This window comes from Lysinibacillus sphaericus (assembly GCF_002982115.1).
Taxonomy (GTDB): Bacteria; Bacillota; Bacilli; order Bacillales_A; family Planococcaceae; genus Lysinibacillus; species Lysinibacillus sphaericus.
In genome coordinates this window covers 3,583,089-3,600,933 of record NZ_CP019980.1, presented here as the reverse complement: position 1 = coordinate 3,600,933, position 17,845 = coordinate 3,583,089, and the positions used below count along the sequence as shown (strand labels likewise).

Here is a 17,845-nt window from a genome sequence, read left to right as displayed (position 1 = left end):
CCGAAAAATCACAATTTGTCATTTATATCCAACCCTGTCTAGTAATAAACAGGGAGATAATTGATACTAATACAGTAAACACTGTCGAAATAGTGTAAAATAACTAGAAATAAGACGAAACGCATCGACGCTTAGTGCCCCAAGGGATGGGGCATATTTGTCCCGGTTAAACTTCTGAAAAAATAGGGCGTATCTACTATTAAAAAATGACAAAAGACAATAGACACTACGTATCATCTTAATTACAATTGTATTATTGGATAAAATAAGAAGTACATAGATTGAATTAAAATGAGGTGAATGGTTTTGAACTTATTTGGAGGAACTATTAGTAGCCTGGAAAACGGACTTTCCTATGCAACTTTGAATCATAAAACAATCGCAAATAACATTGCGAATGTCGATACACCAAATTATAAGGCGAAAAGTGTAAGTTTTAAGGATATGTTGGAGAAAGAGAAACAAATTTCTATTTCGGCATATCGCACAGATAGTAGACATTATGATTTCGAAATAAGACAATCGACACCAGGTGTCCATAATGTTGACGGCTTACGATATCGAAATAACGGAAATGCTGTAGATATGGATGCTGAACAAACGAAATTAGCAGAAAATCAAATCTACTACAATGCTTTAATCGACCGTGTAAATGGTAAGTTAAATACACTCAATACAGTTATTAAAGGAGGTAAGTAATAAATGTCTATATTTCATGGGATGAATACCACTGCCTCTGCTTTAACAGCACAAAGGTTGCGCATGGATGTTATTTCTTCCAATATGGCAAACATGGATACAACTCGTGCTAAACAAGTAAATGGGGAATGGGAGCCATACCGCCGGAAGTCTGTCACTTTTTCCGCGCAGGAAGGGCAATTTTCAAAGTTTCTTAATGTTGCACTCGGAAAAAATGCTAAAGGTGGCGTGGGGAATGGCGTAAAAGTATCGCAAATTAAGGAAGATACAGAAACACCTTTCAAATTAGTGTATGATCCGACACATCCGGATGCAAATGCAGAAGGCTATGTCAACATGCCAAATGTTGACCCGTTAAAAGAAATGGTAGATTTAATGTCTGCTACTCGTTCATACGAGGCGAACATAACAGTTTTAAATGCAAATAAGTCCATGCTGACAAAGGCGTTGGAGATTGGTAAATAAACATAAAGAAAGGATGGATACATAATGGCAATTTCGTCCGTTTCACTAATGACACCTACTCAGGTTGTAAATGAAACAAATAAACTAAAAACGACACCTTACGAAGCGCAACAAAGCTTTGCGAATTCGTTAAAAGAGGCAATAGCGAAAGTGAATGATCAGCAAATCACTTCTGATAAATTTACACAAAAGCTAATAACTGGTGGAGATGTGGAGTTGCACGAAGTAATGATTGCATCTCAAAAGGCGAGCATTACATTAAACGCAACAATTGAAGTTCGCAATAAGGTGATTGAAGCTTACCAAGAAATAATGCGAATGAGTGTCTAATTAAATTGCGTTGGTGAAGAAAGACACCAATCCAATTAATTAGGCTTCTCATGGAACGATACATTTTATATTCAATACTTCCATGAGATTCCACTGTTATCGCGAATTATTGATTGCTAGGTTATTCACTATAACCGGAGGATTCATAATGAATGAACGATTGACGAAAATAAAAACCGACACCAGCCAATTTTGGAAAAGTCGGAGTAAAACACAAAAAATAGTAATGCTTAGTTCTGTAGTAGGTGTGATAGCACTTGCAGCCATCATTACGTTTTTTGCAACAAAAACTACATATGTTCCGCTCTATAAAGATTTATCCACAAGAGAAATTGGGCAAGTAAAAGAAGCATTGGATTCTCAAGGTGTAAAATATGAAATTGCCCCAGGAGGCACATCTATATTAGTGCCTCAAGAACAGGTTGACTCTTTATTGGTGCAACTAGCATCAGAAGGATATCCTCAGACTGGAACAATCGATTACTCTTTTGCTAATAGTTCTGGCTTCGGTATGACGGACAATGAATTCAATTTATTGAAAAAAGCCGCAACTGAAACAGAAATTGCTAAGCTAATCAAAAATCTAGAGGGCGTAAAAGATGCAAAAGTGATGATCACTCTTCCTGAAGAAGGAGTTTTCATACAGGATGTAAAAGAAGATGCGACTGCATCCATTGTATTGAATACAGATCCTGGCTATAAGTTTACAGAACAACAAATTGCAACAATGTACAACTTAGTTTCAAAAAGTATTCCGAATTTAAAAACTGATAACATTGTGATCTCGAATCAATTCTCAGAGTACTTTGATTTAAATGCTGCAACAACAGATGGTACATCGACAACAACAGCTGAAGGTCAATTACAAATGAAGAAATTGGTTGAACGTGACCTACAACGTCAAGTGCAAAATATGCTAGGAACACTGATGGGACAAGATAAAGTAATTGTTTCTGTTACAACAGACATTGACTTTAAAAAGGAAAATCGTGAAGAGAACTTAGTGACACCAGTTGATGAAGAGAATATGGAAGGGATTGCGATAAGCGCCCAACGTATTACAGAGCAATATTCTGGTACTGGTAATGCAGCAATGGGTACACCTGAGGCTGAAACAACTACAGATAATTTCACAACATACAATGAGGGTGCAACAGGAAATGGTGATTATGAACGTACGGAAGAAACTATTAATAATGACGTCAACCGTATTCGTAAAGATATTCAAGAAGCACCATATAAAATTCAAGATATTGGCATCCAAGTAATTGTTGAACCACCTACAGCTACAGACGCTGCATCATTACCTGATGGTGTACAACAAGACATTGAGAAAATTTTAAGTACAATTGTTCGTACAACAATTTCAAAGGATGTAGCAGCGGTACTTACTCAAGAGCAAATTGATGAAAAAGTGGCTGTTTCTGTCCAACCGTTAAATGGTAAGGTAGCTGATACTGCTGATGAAACACCTGTTATCCCATGGTGGGTTTGGGTAGTTGGAGGTATTTTACTAGCTGTTATTCTATTACTTGCATTCTTTATTATCCGTTCACGTAAACGTGCGAAGGAAGAAGAAGAGTTAAGTATCCTAGAAGAACAAGAAGAATTGATGATTGATGATATTAATGAAGAAATTGAAACGGAAGCTACAATGCGTCGTAAGCAACTTGAAAAAATGGCGAAAGAAAAGCCTGATGATTTTGCAAAGTTACTGCGTAGTTGGATTGCGGAAGACTAACTAGGAGGTTCTGCTGTGTCCAAGAAAGATAAGGAATTAACCGGAAAACAAAAGGCCGCACTCTTGTTAATTTCATTAGGGCCTGAGGTTTCAGCTTCTGTCTATAAACATTTAACTGAGGAAGAAATTGAACGTTTAACGTTAGAAATTTCAAGTGTTAAAAAAGTAGAAGCAAATGTAAAAGAAGAAATTATTGAAGAATTCCACAATATTGCACTTGCGCAAGATTATATTACACAAGGCGGTATTGGCTACGCGAAGACGGTATTAGAGAAAGCACTAGGTATTGAACAAGCTCAAACAATCATTAATCGTTTGACTTCTTCTTTACAAGTGCGCCCATTCGACTTTGCACGTAGAGCAGATCCTGCACAAATTTTTAACTTTATTCAAAATGAACATCCACAAACAATTGCCCTTATTCTCTCGTATTTAGAAGCAGGACAAGCGGGTGTTATTTTATCTTCATTACCACAAGAAGTACAAGCTGATATAGCTAAACGTATTGCGATGATGGAGTCAACTTCACCAGAAGTAATTAGTGAAATTGAGTCTGTCTTAGAACGTAAACTATCTTCAACTGTGACGCAAGACTACACAGAAACTGGTGGTATCGACGCAGTCGTTGAAGTATTAAATGGTGTAGACCGACAAACAGAAAAAACGATTCTCGATGCACTCGAAATTCAAGACCCAGAGCTTGCAGAAGAAATCAAAAAACGCATGTTTGTATTCGAAGATATTGTTACGCTTGATAACCGTTCGATTCAGCGTGTTATCCGTGATTGTGAAAACGAAGATTTACTCCTTTCAATGAAAGTGTCAAGCGAAGAAGTAAAAGATATTATCTTCCGAAATATGTCACAACGAATGGCAGATACTTTCAAAGAAGAAATGGAAATTATGGGGCCAGTTCGTTTGCGTGACGTAGAAGAAGCTCAATCGCGAATTGTTGCTGTTATTCGTCGCTTAGAGGATGCTGGTGAGATTATTATTGCACGTGGTGGAGGAGATGACGTCATTGTCTAGAATCATCCGTTCTGTATACACACAGTCCAATGGCGATAATGTAAAGAAGATACAAATACGTGATATGTTTGATATACCCGAAATGGAAACAGATGAAACATCCCATCATCAAATGACAATGGAAGATGTATTTGCCGAACGTGATCGTTTACTTGCAGAGGCTCGAGCTGAAATTCAAGCGGCACGACAAGCCTTTGAACAAGAGATGCAAATGCACTTCCAAGAAATTGAGCATATGAAACAAAGCTGGGAAGAAGAACGCCCAAATCGTGTACAAGAAGCGTATGATGAAGGGTATGGTCAAGGCTATGAGGATGGTACAAACAGAGCCACGGAAGCAATGGCGCAATCCCTTCAAACAGCGAATGAAATCATTGTACAAGCTGGGGAAAATGCGAAAAAATATATCGAAGATCAAGAAGCAATTATTTTAGAACTAGGTTTAACTGCTGCAGAACGTATTATAGGGACTTCATTAGAGCAAAACGATGAATTATATCTATCCATTGTTCGTAGAGGTCTTAAAGAAGCGAGAGAAATGAAGGAAATTAAAATCTACGTTTCTCCTACATATTATGGCTTAATTACATCTAATCGTGATGAGTTGGCCGAAATGTTCCCAACAGACGTACCATTTATGATTTTTGTTAACGAAGATTTTGCAAATGAAACAGATTGCTATATCGAAACAAATTATGGTCGGATAGTTGTTAGTATTGACGAGCAATTAAATGAATTAAGAATCAAGCTACATGAAATATTAGAAAGTAAGGAATGATCGACATGAAAACGGCTCAATTAATCGAACAAATTCCAAATATACCGACTTTCAAAAAGTTTGGTAGAGTAACGAGAGTTGTCGGCTTAATGATTGAGTCGCAAGGTCCCGATAGTTCCATCGGTGATGTGTGTAAAATTCATGTTGAAACGTCGAAAAACGGCCATCAAATCATTTTGGCAGAAGTTGTTGGCTTCAAAGATGAAATTGTTGTTTTGATGCCTTATACTTCGCTTCGAGAAATATCGATTGGTTGCTTAGTAGAAGGAACAGGGGCGCCGCTTGAAATTAAAGTGGGACCAGAGTTAATTGGGAAGGTTCTAGATTCAATGGGGAATCCTATTGATGGTACTTTGTTACCGAAAGGATTAATGTCTGTTCCTACAGAACAAGATCCACCCAATCCCCTTACTCGTCCGCCAATTAATGAAAGACTTGAGGTTGGAGTAAAAGCAATTGATGGTATGTTAACTGTCGGTAACGGACAACGTGTAGGTATCTTCGCCGGCTCTGGGGTAGGTAAAAGTACATTACTAGGCATGATTGCACGCAATACACAAGCGGATTTAAATGTCATTGCGTTAGTTGGAGAGCGTGGCCGTGAGGTGCGCGAATTTATTGAAAGAGATTTAGGATCTGAGGGGTTAAGCCGCTCAATTGTTGTGGCAGCTACGTCAGACCAACCAGCACTAATGCGTATTAAAGGAGCGTTTACTGCAACAGCTATTGCAGAGTACTTTAGAAATCGTGGCTTAAATGTCATGTTGATGATGGACTCAGTAACGCGTGTTGCAATGGCACAGCGGGAAATAGGGCTTGCAACAGGAGAGCCCCCTGCTCAAAAAGGTTATACGCCATCTGTATTTGCGATTTTACCAAAGTTATTAGAGCGTACGGGGACAAATGAAAAAGGTTCGATTACTGCCTTTTACACGGTACTAGTTGATGGTGATGATATGAACGAGCCTATAGCTGATACAGTGCGAGGTATTTTAGACGGACATATTGTACTTGACCGAAACCTTGCCAATAAGGGCCAATATCCTGCTATTAATGTGCTGAAAAGCGTCAGTCGTTTAATGAATCATGTGGCAGAGCCAGCGCATAAAAAAGCGGCCGAGCGTTTACGTGAGCTTTATTATACATATGACAAATCTGAGGACTTAATTAATATCGGTGCCTATAAACGTGGGACATCTAAAGAGATTGATGAGGCCATTTATTATGAACCGCTTATTACGGCTTATTTAAAGCAAGGGTATTTAGATAAGGTGACGCTTGAGGAAAGTATGAATGAGTTGATTACATTATCGAACGGTGGTGGCAAGTAGGTTGGTTAGTTATATGTATCGTTTTGAAAAAGTGTTAACCATTCGAGAACAAGAAAAAAATGAAACTGAAATTGCCTATAAAGAAGCTGTTCGTTCTTTTGAAGAGGTTGCAACAAAGTTGTATGACTTGCTGAAAAAGAAAGAGAATTTAATAGAATTTCAGCAAGAACGTTTAGTTGTAGGATCATCAATAGAAGAAATTCATCACTATGCTCGTTTTATTGATAGCCTTGAAAAGACTATTGCCGACGTGCAACAAAAGGTTGTACAGGCACGTTCTAAAATGAATTGGTACGAAGAAAAACTATTAGAAAAAAACTTGGAAGTACGTAAATTTGAAAAAATGCGTGAAAAAGATTATAAGTCATTTCAACAAGAACAAGATCGCATCGAGAGCATATTTTTAGATGAAATTTCTTCACTTACGTATTTCAAGAAAGAAATCAGGTGATTTCATGGCGAAAAAAGAAAACCGTATTAAAACTGAATTAGAAGTACAACAGCCACCACGTAAATCAGGAGGTTTCCAAAAGTTTTTTATCTGGATATTAATACCTGTTATGTTTGTAGTCGCGGTGTTACTTGTTGTAGCAACGTTAATGAATACGAACGTCTTTGATTTAGGAAAAAAGGCAGTAAGTAGCTTACCTTTTGTTGAATCAGAGGCTCAACAAGCGAAAGATGCTGTTGTAATTGATGATTCCAAAGTTGTAAGTTTACAGGCAGAAATACAAGAAAAAGAAGCCGAAATAGCGCAATTGCAAAAAAAATTAGATGACACGACAACTGAGAAAGAAAAATTGTTGACAGAACAAGAGAAATTACTGTTTGAAATAGAAAAATTAAATAGAGAACAAGATGATGTGAAACGTGATTTCAATGATATTTTGTCTACTTTTGATAAAATGTCACCTAAAGCAGCAGCACCGGTGCTTATAAAAATGAGCGATGCACAGGCATTGCGCATTTTATCAAGTTTAAAACCTGATAAGTTAGCTGCTATTTTAGAGAAAATGGAACCACAAGATGCTGCGAAATATACTGAACTGATGGCTAAACAATAAAAAAACAATTGAAAAGGAGGTGAAAACATGAATATTGCAATGATGAATATGACGGCTTCTAAAGTAAACACTGCTTCACCGAAAGCTGTGTCAGCTAGTAATGCTGAAGTAAAAACAAATGCAGGAACAGCTCAAGATAAAGTATCAAAATTTGGATCTGTATTTGGACAAGTAGTAGCTTCAACAAACCAGCAAAATAACATATCACAAAGCAGTGAAACACAAGATGGCGATAAGTTAGCTGAACTAGAGGAATTATTAAATACTCAATCTATCGAGGAATTGTTAGATTTGTTAGAGATCCCGCACGACGAAGGCTTGTTAATGCTTCAAATAGGGGAAGATGGCAAAGCAGTAGCTATGGATGAAATGTTGAATTTAGACAATTTAATGGCTGCATTGAATGTAGATAAAGAGCAAATTCAGAAATTGGTTCAACAACTTCTAGGGGAAGAACAGCAAGCGAGTGATGTGTGGGAGCTACTAACTTTAGTAGACGCTCAAGCACCTGTGTTACAGACGCAGTTAGTAGCTGCTTTACAAGGTGAAGGACAAGTAACGCCCGAGGAGGCAACAACGCTACTTCAAGTATTAAAACTAACACAATTAGTTGGACAAAAAGCAGATTTAACAATGTCTCAAGAAAATAGTTTGTCAAACGTTCAACAATTTTTAACAACGGTGCAAACGCAAATTGAAACGATTCAAACTGCGCAACAAGTTACCACAAAAACAACTGTTACATTGCCGTTGCAAGGTTTCCAACAAGTCATTCAGCAAGTACAAGTGACGAAACAAAGCGATACAAATGCTAATGAAATGGTGACAGCGAATACAGTACAAACAAAAGCAGATACATTCCAAGTAACTTTGCCAACAGCTAAGCCAGCTCAATCGGAAGCATTACTGAAAGAAATGCAGGCAATCATCAATAAAGCTCAAATTTCTAATGCGCAAGGGATTACACGTTTAACATTAAAATTATATCCTGAAAATCTTGGTACAATTCGAATCGAGCTTGTCCAAAATGACGGTGTTTTAACTGCGCGTCTACTAGCATCTACTGCGCACGGGCGTGAACTGCTTGACAGTCAAGCACATCAGTTAAAGCAAGCGTTTGTTCAGCAAAATATCCAAGTGGAGCGACTAGATATTGCACAGTCGTTGCAGGATGCTGATAGACAACAGCGAGATCAACACTTCTTTAACAACTTCTTTAAGCGACAACAGCAAGAAGAACAAGAGCAACAAAATGAGGATAACGAAGAGAGTATGTCCTTCCATGATTATTTAGAAATTGAGGAGGTGTAAACAGTGGCTGAAACGAAAATTTCAAATGATCTTTACTATTCAAACTATAGTGCCCCAACTAAACAAACAGGTAGTAGTGAGCTCGGTAAAGATGCATTTTTAAAGTTATTAATTACACAATTACAACATCAAGATCCAACAAATCCTATGGATGACCGAGAATTTATTGCTCAAATGGCACAGTTCTCTTCTTTAGAACAAATGCAAAATATGACAAAGGCGATGGAATCATTATTGATGTCTCAACAACAATCGCAGCTTATGAACTATACATCATTTGTTGGCAAAGAAGTAAAATGGCATGAAATCTCAAAAGAAGTGGATAAAGATAATAAGCCGATTGTAATAGAAGGTTCAGGCGTTATCCAATCTTTAAAATTTGTTGATGGGGAAGCCGTGTTTGTATTAGCAGATGGCAAGGAAATATTCCCAGGAAACATCTCTGCTATTCTTGGTAATAAAGAAACGAGCACAGGTGAAAACAATACATCAACTGAATCACCGCTTGTACAAGCGAGTATGCTAATCGGCAAAAATGTTACGTACAAAGACGGGGAACAAGATGCACAAGGTAGAATCACTTCTGTATCTAATAAAGATGGCATTATTTATTATGAATTAGCAAATGGCAAAAAACTAGCAGGGAAAGAATTTACAGTAATTAGCGAATAAAGGTGGTGGAGAAAGATGGATAAATTTTCAATTCATCGTGTCCCATTGTATCCTACTATTCGCCAAAAGCAACCTACACCTACCAATACACAGCAATCGTTTAGTGCGCATTTACATGAGGCGACGAATCAACAGGAGCTAAAAGTCAGTAAGCATGCTCATGAACGCATTAAAGAGCGTAATATCGCGATTACTGAACAGGAATGGCAGGTTGTATCTGACAAGGTATTTGAGGCACATTCCAAAGGTGTCAAACAACCATTAGTCTTGATGGATCAAGCAGCTTTAATTGTCAGTGCTAAAAATGCTACTGTTATTACAGCAATGGATCGCACGGAAGCAAAGCAACAACTGTTTACTAATATTGATGGCACAATCGTGCTTTAAGGCTGGACCTTCTTTAGTAAGGAAGCCTATGTGTTGCTGACTGACAGAGGCGCACAATTCAAAAAATGAAGGGAGAACGACAACTTATGTTACGTTCTATGTATTCAGGTATTTCAGGTCTTAAAAACTTCCAAACAAAGCTAGATGTTATTGGCAATAATATTGCAAATGTAAACACGTATGGATTTAAAAAAGGTCGCGTGATTTTCAAAGACATCCTATCTCAAACGAGTGGAGGTGCTTCAGCTGCAACGCCTACTCGTGGTGGTACAAACCCTTTACAAATAGGTCTTGGTTCAACACTTGCAGCAATTGATACAGTTCACGGTTCTGGCTCACGTCAAACGACAAACCGCCCATTGGATCTTGCCATTCAAGGTGAAGGATTCTTTATGGTAGCCGACTCGGTGTCAAATACGGATGGTGTTGCAGAAAACTATACAAACGTTGTTTATACGCGTGCAGGTAACTTCTACATGGATAATGCAGGTTATTTAGTGAATGCAGAAGGGAAATATTTAGTGGGTCATGCCAATGATACATTGTATGAAACTGACTCAACTGAAAGTAATGCAGAAGCAGATAAAGAAGCCAGCCCGCTGAATGGGATAACAGAGGATTTACTTGGAGAAAACGATACTTTTACTTTTGACGGTAATAACCCAATTAAAATCCCAACAACTGCAAAAGAGTTGAGTATTGGTCCGGATGGAACGGTTGAATATGTGGATGCAAATGGATATAGACAATATGCAGGTCAAATTGTTATGGTTAAATTCCCTAATGCAGGTGGTCTTGAAAAAGTAGGTAGTAACTACTTCCAAGCAACTGCTAACTCTGGAGCACCTTATGGACAAATTGCTACAGTAGCAGGTATGGGGTCAATTACGGCAGGGGCACTTGAAATGTCCAACGTCGACTTATCAGAAGAATTTACTGAAATGATTGTAGCGCAACGTGGCTTCCAAGCAAATACGCGTATTATCACTACATCAGATGAGGTTCTTCAAGAGTTAGTTAACTTAAAACGATAGTTTAGAAATTAGTTACTTCTAGTTTCGAAAGCTGCTATATCATAGTTTTTAAGCCTTTAAGTATGCAACCAAATAGCTGCTAGTAATTTAGTAGAGCTTTGGATGATGTCACAAGAGGTTATGCGTAGAGGGCGTTCGAGCTATAAAACATAATTTTCAATATGAGGGAGGGTCGGGCCGGCTCTTGCGCTAGACCGGCCCTATTTCAATGATTGAACTAACACGACTAAATGGCAAAGCATTTACACTAAATGCTTTATACATAGAAACAGTCGAATCTTTCCCAGATACGACTATTACTTTAACAACAGGAACAAAAATTATTGTGTTACAGAGTGAAGATGAGGTGCGACAAAAGGCAACAGCTTTTTATAACAATATACAAGTACTATCAAACCCGCATCTACGAGGTGAAGAAGATGAAGAATAATAAAGTGTTAACGATGATTATCATCGTACTAGTGGCGATTATACTTATTGGCGTTATTGCGTTTGTATTATTTACTCAATTCAATAAGCCGGCAGCATCACTTGAACCATCAATAGACGATATTGTAGAAGCCTCTGTTGATGTTCCTGAAATTATGACCAATCTTGCTGATAAAAGGGTTGTGCGCATGACGCTAAAAATCCAAACTACTAGCAAGGACGCTGCAGAAGAGTTAAAGAAGCGTGATTTCCAAACGAATAATTTAATTATTCAAGAGCTTTCAGAAATGGAACAAAAAGATTTAGATGGCAAGCAAGGTAAAATAATGTTTGAAAAGGCAATAAAAACACAGTTAAATGAATTGATGCAAGAGGGAGAAATTCAACAAGTATATATTACCTCCTACATCTTTCAATAAAAATTAGAAACTGCTTGAAATGGAGGTGGGCAAATGGCAGGAGATGTGTTATCCCAATCTGAGATAGATGCGCTACTATCCGCAATCTCGACCGGAGAAATGTCAGCGGATGACATTAAAAAAGAGGACGAGGGGCGAAAGGTTAAAGTTTATGACTTTAAGCGAGCGTTGCGCTTCTCAAAAGATCAAATCCGAAGTTTGACCCGAATACATGAGAATTTTGCACGACTACTGACTACCTTCTTTTCTGCACAGTTAAGAAGCTATGTACAAATTACAGTAGCATCAGTAGACCAAATACCCTTTGAAGAGTTTGTTCGTTCAATTCCGAATATGACGCTCATTAATGTGTTTGAAGTGCCACCACTTGATGGTAATATATTGATGGAAATAAACCCAAACATTGCTTATTCGATGTTAGATCGTTTAATGGGTGGTAGTGGAGCAAGTCATAGTAATGTTGATAACTTAACAGAAATTGAAACAAAAATTATGACAAATCTCTTTGAACGCTCATTCGACAATTTACGCGAAGCATGGGAAAATGTTGCTGAAATCGACCCAATTTTAGTAGAGCTTGAGGTGAATCCTCAGTTTTTACAAATGATATCACCAAATGAAACGGTAGTCGTCATTTCATTAAATACGATTATTGGTGAGACAAGCGGTATGATTAATATTTGTATTCCGCATGTTGTTTTAGAGCCAATTGTACCAAATCTATCTGTTCGCTATTGGATGCAAACTAATACAAAAGAGATGTCACCAGAGCAAACAAAAATGCTTGAAACACGTGTAAAACAAGCTCAATTGCCTCTTTCTGTTGAGTTAGGCATTAGCGACATCACCATTGAAGACTTCTTAATGATGCAAGTCGGTGATGTTATTCAATTAGAACAAAAAATTGATGATCCACTGCTGCTGAAAGTAGGTACATTACCTAAATTCACAGTACAACCTGGCAAACAGGGTAAAAAATTAGCAATCCAGATTATCGACCCTTTGAAAGGAGGAGACGAAGATGAGTGATGAAATGCTCTCCCAAGAAGAAATTGAAGCGTTATTAAGGGGCGAAACGTTGGACGATAGAATGAACGACAGCGAAGCTTCTACAAAAGAAGAACAAAATGAGGTAAGAGTAGAGGATTACCTTGATTCGTTTGCTCAAGATGCACTCGGTGAAGTCGGCAATATATCTTTTGGTAGTTCAGCTACTGCTCTTTCTGCGTTATTAGGACAAAAAGTAGATATTACTACCCCTAGTATTTCAATGATTAACCGTAATAAGTTAGAAGAGGAATTTCCTCATCCGTATGTAGCCGTACAGGTAGAATATACGATTGGTTTAACAGGTATGAATTTACTTGTTATTAAACAATCAGATGCTGCCATTATAGCCGATTTAATGTTAGGTGGGGACGGTTTAAACCCTAAGCCTGACCTAGGTGAAATTCAGCTAAGTGCAGTACAAGAAGCGATGAATCAAATGATGGGTTCTGCGGCAACATCCATGTCGACAGTATTCAACAAAAAGGTGGATATTTCGCCACCGACAATCGATCTAATGAATATTTCTAAAAATGAAGGTCGAGACAATATTCCGGAAGACGATTTACTAGTAAAAGTTTCATTCCGATTACGTATCGGTAATTTAATTGATTCGAACTTAATGCAATTATTGCCACTGAAGTTTAGTCAAAATATTGTCAAATCATTATTAGGTGAAACAGAGGCGATTGCAGAGCCAGTTGCAGCTACCATTGCACCGGAAGCGCCTATTGCGCCACCACCAGTTCAACATACACCGCCACCAGCACAGCAACCGGCATATCAACAACCGGCTGCACCAGTGCAACAGCCGATGTATCAAGAGCAACCACCAATGTATCAAGAACAACAACAAATTCAGATGCAACAAAGACCAGTTCAACCTGTAAATGTTCAGCAAGCACAGTTTGCTAGCTTTGATCCAAATGTAATCTCTCAATCTGAGGCTAGAAATTTAAATATGCTACTTGATATTCCATTGCAAGTTACTGTAGAGTTAGGACGTACGAAACGTTCTGTTAAAGAGATTTTAGAACTAGCTAGTGGATCGATTATAGAATTAGATAAATTAGCAGGGGAACCAGTTGATATTCTAGTAAATAGTCGTCTAATTGCCAAAGGCGAAGTGGTTGTTATTGACGAAAACTTCGGTGTCCGCATTACAGATGTTTTAAGTCAAGCAGAGCGTTTAAATAATTTAAGATAGTTTCAATTGGAGGAGTTAACCATGTCTAAAAGAATTTTGATTGTAGACGATGCTGCATTTATGCGCATGATGATCAAGGATATTTTATCCAAAAACGGATTTGAAGTTGTAGGGGAAGCTGCCGATGGTCTACAGGCTGTTGAAAAATACAACGAGTTAAAGCCAGATTTAGTAACAATGGATATTACAATGCCTGAAATGGATGGTATTGCGGCTCTTAAAGCGATTAAAGGTACTGATCCAAGCGCAACAGTAATCATGTGTTCAGCAATGGGACAACAAGCAATGGTAATCGATGCAATTCAAGCTGGCGCGAAAGACTTCATTGTTAAGCCTTTCCAAGCTGATCGTGTAATTGAAGCGATTCAAAAAGCACTAGGATGATTTCATGCAAATGTTAAAATCATTTCGTGTCACGATGATTTTCGCATTTCTTGTAACCTTCCTATTTGTGTATCCACCAACAGTTTCTGTTCATGCAGATACCGATACAAATAGTATTGAGTATTGTATGAAAAAACCAGAGGAATGTAAGGAAAATTCAGACCCAGCTGCGAAAGAAGATACAGTTGTTTCAGCAGCTGGAGATGTTTCTGCATGGGAATACATAAAAATGGTTTTGGCGCTTATTTTTGTTGTAGCTTTATTTTATGGGTTGATGAAGTTTTTAAATAAAAGAAATTTAACTTTTCAACGAAATCAAATGGTACAAAATTTAGGCGGTTTATCGTTAGGGGCACAAAAGTCTGTTCAACTGTTGCAAATAGGTAAAACGATTTATTTGGTTGGTGTCGGTGAAGATGTCCAACTGATTCGAGAAATTACCGATCCGCAAGAAGTTGAAGAGCTGTTAGCGCTCTATAACGAAAAACAGGAATTTGCGGCAACATCACCTTATATAGCAGAAGTAATTTCTAAGTTTAAGAGAAAAAATAAACAAAATTCATCAACAAGCACACAACAAGATTCGTTTGGTGAACTTTTTGAAAAAAAAATCTCTGAAATTAAACAGGAGCGTAGTGAAGAATTAGAGAGATGGAAGCAAAAGGAGAATGATGATAAATGAATGATATAGTCAATTATTTTTCCAACAGCGACCCAACCAATGTCTCAACTTCTATTAAGCTCCTTTTATTATTAACTGTATTGTCACTTGCCCCGAGCATTTTAATTTTAATGACATCATTTGCGCGGATTGTCATTGTGCTCTCATTTGTACGTACAGCGTTGGCGACACAACAAATGCCTCCTAATCAGGTTATTGTTGGACTTGCCTTATTTTTAACCTTCTTTATCATGGCTCCTACATTTCAAGAGGTCAATAAAGAGGCATTACAGCCACTATTTGCTGAAGAAATTGGGCTAGAAGAAGCATATGAGAAGGCAAGTGTGCCGTTTAAAGAGTTTATGAGTAAGCATACAAGGCAAAAAGATTTAGATTTGTTTTTACAATATAATAAGGCAGAAAAGCCAGCATCTGTAGAGGAAATTCCACTTACTATGCTCGTACCTGCTTTTGCACTCAGTGAAATTAAAACTGCTTTCCAAATTGGTTTTATGATATTTATTCCATTCCTTGTAATCGATATGATTGTCGCAAGTACATTAATGTCGATGGGGATGATGATGTTACCACCGGTTATGATTTCATTGCCGTTTAAGATTTTATTATTTGTACTCGTCGATGGCTGGTACCTCGTAATGAAATCATTACTACAAAGTTTTTAGGGGATGATACAGTATGACAGGTGAAATGGTTATTTCAATAGCAGAGCGTGCCATTATGATTATCCTTCTAACAAGCGGACCGCTATTATTAGTTGCTTTAATCTCTGGTTTAGCGGTAAGTATATTTCAAGCAACAACTTCGATTCAAGAGCAAACATTAGCATTCGTTCCAAAAATCGTCGCAGTATTAGTGGCCATCGTTTTCTTTGGTCCGTGGATGTTATCACAAGTTACGAGCTATGCGAGAGACATTTTTGAGAATTTAACGCGTTATATAGGGTGAGTACATGAATGAACTAGTCCCTCAAATAACGGTATTCTTATTAGTACTAGTGCGCGTAACAGCTTTTTTTGTTACGGTACCTTTCTTTTCATATAGGACGATTCCGCAGAAAGTACGAATTTCCCTCGCATTCGTTTTAGCTTGGATGATGTATTATACAATAGACGTAGAGCCATTTCTTTTTAATGGTGATTACATACTTTTAGTGATGAAAGAAGCTGTTATTGGATTGTTATTAGGTCTAATAGGCTATATCATCATGTCGGCAATTCAAATTGCCGGAAGCTTTATCGATTTCCAAATGGGATTTGCCATTGCCAATATTATCGACCCACAAACAGGGGCGCAAAGTCCATTAATCGGTCAATTTTTTAATACATTGGCATTGCTGTTCTTATTGGCAATTGATGGCCATCATATGATTCTAGATGGGATTTTCTATAGTTATCAGTTTTTACCTATAGATCAGGGATTTCCTAATTTCGCGCAAGATGATTATATCCAGTTTGTCATGACAACCTTTACTGCCGTCTTTGCTATTGCGTTTCAAATGGCAGCACCTGTTGTAGCAACGTTATTTTTAGTGGATTTAGCACTTGGTATAACGGCAAAAACGGTGCCACAATTAAATATCTTTGTGGTTGGATTCCCAATTAAAATTGGTGTCAGTTTTTTAGTGCTCTTCACAATGATGGCGGTTATGATACAAGTCATTCAAAAGTTGATTACGATTATGATTTATGGAATGCGCGATTTAATGGCGATATTAGGTGGTGGATAAGATGTTGCTACTACTGGATTTAGATTTACAGTTTTTTGCAGGTGAAAAAACGGAAAAGGCGACACCTAAAAAACGACAAGATGCTAGAAAAAAAGGGCAGGTCGTTAAGAGTCAGGACATATCCAGTGCGATTGTGATGCTCATGGTGTTTATCTTTCTATTATTCTTTGCAGGATCATTGCGAGACGATCTGTTAGCTTTTTTTAGGCAAACATTTATCCATAACGTACGTGTAGAAACACTTACGATTGACAGTGTCATGCATCTATTTACCGAAACATTAGTACAAATGGCTTATGTCATTGTTCCAATAATGGCAATTGCGTTTGTAGGAGCCTTAGCAGGTAATTTTCTACAATTTGGTTTCTTATTCACATTAGAGCCGATGAAATTTGATTTAAAAAAGATGGATCCAATTAAAGGCTTAAAAAAAATCTTTTCTGTAAAAGCCATTGTTGAGCTTATAAAGTCAATCTTAAAGATTTCCTTTATTGGTGGAGTAACAACAATTATCATATGGTCAAATTTACATGAAGTTTTAGCACTATCATTTAAAAGTCCGTGGGTGACCCTTGTTACAGTTGGTAAACTTGTTGGCATTATGGGGATCGCGGCTTCTCTTGTGTTACTATGTGTATCCTTATTGGACTGGATGTATCAAAAACATGAGTATGAAAAAAATCTAAAAATGTCTAAGCAAGATATTAAAGATGAATATAAAAATAGTGAGGGTGACCCGCTGATTAAATCAAAAATCAAGCAACGTCAGCGTGAAATGGCAATGCGTCGAATGATGTCAGAAGTGCCAAATGCTGATGTCGTAATCACTAACCCAACTCACTATGCGATCGCTCTAAAGTATGATGAGGACAGTATGGATGCCCCTCGCGTAGTGGCGAAGGGGACAGACTTTGTTGCTCAAAAAATTAAACTGATTGCGAAAGAACATGATGTCATAATGGTAGAAAACAGACCATTAGCCAGAGCCATGTATGATCAGGTAGAAATAGGCGATTCAGTACCAGAACAATTTTTCAAAGCAATAGCAGAAGTACTCGCTTATGTTTATCGTATTAAGCGGAAAATTTAAAGCTTTTATGTAGGAGGGAC

23 protein-coding genes are annotated in these 17,845 nt (G+C 37.6%); all 23 read left to right on the top strand.

Annotated elements, in window-relative coordinates:
* The first annotated feature begins 306 nt into the window (after positions 1–306).
* The 23 genes from flgB (at position 307) to flhB (ending at position 17,825) form a co-directional block, all read left to right on the top strand.
* The gene (gene flgB / locus LS41612_RS17855) at positions 307–699 is read left to right on the top strand and encodes a flagellar basal body rod protein FlgB (RefSeq protein WP_024362039.1); all 393 of its coding nucleotides are present in this window, start codon (positions 307–309) and stop codon (positions 697–699) included.
* A 3-nt stretch (positions 700–702) separates the two neighbouring features.
* Complete coding sequence (gene flgC, locus LS41612_RS17850; protein ID WP_024362038.1) at positions 703–1,164, top strand: flagellar basal body rod protein FlgC; 462 nt, start codon at positions 703–705, stop codon at positions 1,162–1,164.
* A 24-nt stretch (positions 1,165–1,188) separates the two neighbouring features.
* Positions 1,189–1,494 (top strand): flagellar hook-basal body complex protein FliE, encoded by a 306-nt coding sequence (fliE, locus tag LS41612_RS17845; protein WP_024362037.1) that lies wholly within the window; start codon positions 1,189–1,191, stop codon positions 1,492–1,494.
* A gap of 148 nt (positions 1,495–1,642) precedes the next feature.
* On the top strand, positions 1,643–3,235 hold the full coding sequence (fliF, locus tag LS41612_RS17840; protein ID WP_105928922.1) for a flagellar basal-body MS-ring/collar protein FliF: 1,593 nt from the start codon (positions 1,643–1,645) through the stop codon (positions 3,233–3,235).
* A 15-nt stretch (positions 3,236–3,250) separates the two neighbouring features.
* A complete protein-coding gene (gene fliG / locus LS41612_RS17835) occupies positions 3,251–4,264 on the top strand; it encodes a flagellar motor switch protein FliG (RefSeq protein WP_024362036.1) in 1,014 nt (337 codons plus the stop codon).
* The gene (gene fliH, locus LS41612_RS17830; RefSeq protein ID WP_024362035.1) at positions 4,257–5,042 is read left to right on the top strand and encodes a flagellar assembly protein FliH; all 786 of its coding nucleotides are present in this window, start codon (positions 4,257–4,259) and stop codon (positions 5,040–5,042) included. Before fliG ends, fliH begins: the two co-directional genes overlap by 8 nt.
* A gap of 5 nt (positions 5,043–5,047) precedes the next feature.
* Positions 5,048–6,373, top strand: coding sequence for a flagellar protein export ATPase FliI (gene fliI / locus LS41612_RS17825; protein ID WP_024362034.1), 1,326 nt, complete (start codon positions 5,048–5,050; stop codon positions 6,371–6,373).
* A 1-nt stretch (position 6,374) separates the two neighbouring features.
* Positions 6,375–6,824 carry a flagellar export protein FliJ gene (fliJ, locus tag LS41612_RS17820; protein WP_024362033.1) on the top strand — a complete coding sequence of 150 codons (450 nt, stop codon included), beginning with the start codon at positions 6,375–6,377 and terminating at the stop codon, positions 6,822–6,824.
* A gap of 4 nt (positions 6,825–6,828) precedes the next feature.
* On the top strand, positions 6,829–7,437 hold the full coding sequence (locus LS41612_RS17815) for a MotE family protein (protein ID WP_024362032.1): 609 nt from the start codon (positions 6,829–6,831) through the stop codon (positions 7,435–7,437).
* Between the two features lie 27 nt (positions 7,438–7,464).
* Complete coding sequence (locus LS41612_RS17810; RefSeq protein ID WP_024362031.1) at positions 7,465–8,748, top strand: flagellar hook-length control protein FliK; 1,284 nt, start codon at positions 7,465–7,467, stop codon at positions 8,746–8,748.
* 3 nt (positions 8,749–8,751) lie between these two features.
* On the top strand, positions 8,752–9,420 hold the full coding sequence (flgD, locus tag LS41612_RS17805) for a flagellar hook assembly protein FlgD (RefSeq protein ID WP_024362030.1): 669 nt from the start codon (positions 8,752–8,754) through the stop codon (positions 9,418–9,420).
* Positions 9,421–9,435: 15 nt separating this feature from the next.
* The gene (locus LS41612_RS17800; RefSeq protein WP_024362029.1) at positions 9,436–9,807 is read left to right on the top strand and encodes a TIGR02530 family flagellar biosynthesis protein; all 372 of its coding nucleotides are present in this window, start codon (positions 9,436–9,438) and stop codon (positions 9,805–9,807) included.
* Positions 9,808–9,893: 86 nt separating this feature from the next.
* On the top strand, positions 9,894–10,841 hold the full coding sequence (gene flgG / locus LS41612_RS17795) for a flagellar basal body rod protein FlgG (protein ID WP_024362028.1): 948 nt from the start codon (positions 9,894–9,896) through the stop codon (positions 10,839–10,841).
* 208 nt (positions 10,842–11,049) lie between these two features.
* A complete protein-coding gene (locus tag LS41612_RS17790) occupies positions 11,050–11,271 on the top strand; it encodes a flagellar FlbD family protein (RefSeq protein ID WP_024362027.1) in 222 nt (73 codons plus the stop codon).
* The gene (gene fliL / locus LS41612_RS17785; RefSeq protein WP_024362026.1) at positions 11,261–11,689 is read left to right on the top strand and encodes a flagellar basal body-associated protein FliL; all 429 of its coding nucleotides are present in this window, start codon (positions 11,261–11,263) and stop codon (positions 11,687–11,689) included. Before LS41612_RS17790 ends, fliL begins: the two co-directional genes overlap by 11 nt.
* A 33-nt stretch (positions 11,690–11,722) precedes the next feature.
* Entirely contained in the window at positions 11,723–12,718 is a 996-nt protein-coding gene (fliM, locus tag LS41612_RS17780; protein ID WP_024362025.1) for a flagellar motor switch protein FliM, read from the top strand.
* Positions 12,711–13,943, top strand: a complete 1,233-nt coding sequence (gene fliY, locus LS41612_RS17775; RefSeq protein ID WP_024362024.1) for a flagellar motor switch phosphatase FliY — start codon at positions 12,711–12,713, stop codon at positions 13,941–13,943. The genes fliM and fliY overlap by 8 nt, the downstream gene beginning before the upstream one ends.
* 21 nt (positions 13,944–13,964) lie before the next feature.
* The gene (locus LS41612_RS17770; protein ID WP_004269288.1) at positions 13,965–14,327 is read left to right on the top strand and encodes a response regulator; all 363 of its coding nucleotides are present in this window, start codon (positions 13,965–13,967) and stop codon (positions 14,325–14,327) included.
* 10 nt (positions 14,328–14,337) lie between these two features.
* Positions 14,338–15,009: a flagellar biosynthetic protein FliO gene (locus LS41612_RS17765; protein ID WP_227665413.1), complete on the top strand. Its 672-nt coding sequence runs from the start codon at positions 14,338–14,340 to the stop codon at positions 15,007–15,009.
* Positions 15,006–15,671, top strand: a complete 666-nt coding sequence (gene fliP / locus LS41612_RS17760; protein WP_024362022.1) for a flagellar type III secretion system pore protein FliP — start codon at positions 15,006–15,008, stop codon at positions 15,669–15,671. The genes LS41612_RS17765 and fliP overlap by 4 nt, the downstream gene beginning before the upstream one ends.
* Before the next feature lie 13 nt (positions 15,672–15,684).
* The gene (gene fliQ / locus LS41612_RS17755) at positions 15,685–15,954 is read left to right on the top strand and encodes a flagellar biosynthesis protein FliQ (protein ID WP_024362021.1); all 270 of its coding nucleotides are present in this window, start codon (positions 15,685–15,687) and stop codon (positions 15,952–15,954) included.
* Positions 15,955–15,958: 4 nt separating this feature from the next.
* On the top strand, positions 15,959–16,735 hold the full coding sequence (fliR, locus tag LS41612_RS17750; protein ID WP_024362020.1) for a flagellar biosynthetic protein FliR: 777 nt from the start codon (positions 15,959–15,961) through the stop codon (positions 16,733–16,735).
* Between the two features lies 1 nt (position 16,736).
* Entirely contained in the window at positions 16,737–17,825 is a 1,089-nt protein-coding gene (gene flhB, locus LS41612_RS17745) for a flagellar biosynthesis protein FlhB (RefSeq protein WP_024362019.1), read from the top strand.
* The last annotated feature ends 20 nt before the right edge of the window (positions 17,826–17,845 follow it).

Coding starts and splice junctions, on each gene's coding strand:
- flgC (WP_024362038.1), top strand. CDS start 703: ATGTCTATATTTCATGGGATGAATACCACTGCCTCTGCTTTAACAGCA.
- fliE (WP_024362037.1), top strand. CDS start 1,189: ATGGCAATTTCGTCCGTTTCACTAATGACACCTACTCAGGTTGTAAAT.
- fliF (WP_105928922.1), top strand. CDS start 1,643: ATGAATGAACGATTGACGAAAATAAAAACCGACACCAGCCAATTTTGG.
- fliI (WP_024362034.1), top strand. CDS start 5,048: ATGAAAACGGCTCAATTAATCGAACAAATTCCAAATATACCGACTTTC.
- LS41612_RS17815 (WP_024362032.1), top strand. CDS start 6,829: ATGGCGAAAAAAGAAAACCGTATTAAAACTGAATTAGAAGTACAACAG.
- LS41612_RS17810 (WP_024362031.1), top strand. CDS start 7,465: ATGAATATTGCAATGATGAATATGACGGCTTCTAAAGTAAACACTGCT.
- LS41612_RS17800 (WP_024362029.1), top strand. CDS start 9,436: ATGGATAAATTTTCAATTCATCGTGTCCCATTGTATCCTACTATTCGC.
- flgG (WP_024362028.1), top strand. CDS start 9,894: ATGTTACGTTCTATGTATTCAGGTATTTCAGGTCTTAAAAACTTCCAA.
- LS41612_RS17790 (WP_024362027.1), top strand. CDS start 11,050: ATGATTGAACTAACACGACTAAATGGCAAAGCATTTACACTAAATGCT.
- fliL (WP_024362026.1), top strand. CDS start 11,261: ATGAAGAATAATAAAGTGTTAACGATGATTATCATCGTACTAGTGGCG.
- fliM (WP_024362025.1), top strand. CDS start 11,723: ATGGCAGGAGATGTGTTATCCCAATCTGAGATAGATGCGCTACTATCC.
- fliY (WP_024362024.1), top strand. CDS start 12,711: ATGAGTGATGAAATGCTCTCCCAAGAAGAAATTGAAGCGTTATTAAGG.
- LS41612_RS17770 (WP_004269288.1), top strand. CDS start 13,965: ATGTCTAAAAGAATTTTGATTGTAGACGATGCTGCATTTATGCGCATG.
- LS41612_RS17765 (WP_227665413.1), top strand. CDS start 14,338: ATGTTAAAATCATTTCGTGTCACGATGATTTTCGCATTTCTTGTAACC.
- fliP (WP_024362022.1), top strand. CDS start 15,006: ATGAATGATATAGTCAATTATTTTTCCAACAGCGACCCAACCAATGTC.
- fliQ (WP_024362021.1), top strand. CDS start 15,685: ATGACAGGTGAAATGGTTATTTCAATAGCAGAGCGTGCCATTATGATT.
- fliR (WP_024362020.1), top strand. CDS start 15,959: ATGAATGAACTAGTCCCTCAAATAACGGTATTCTTATTAGTACTAGTG.
- flhB (WP_024362019.1), top strand. CDS start 16,737: ATGTTGCTACTACTGGATTTAGATTTACAGTTTTTTGCAGGTGAAAAA.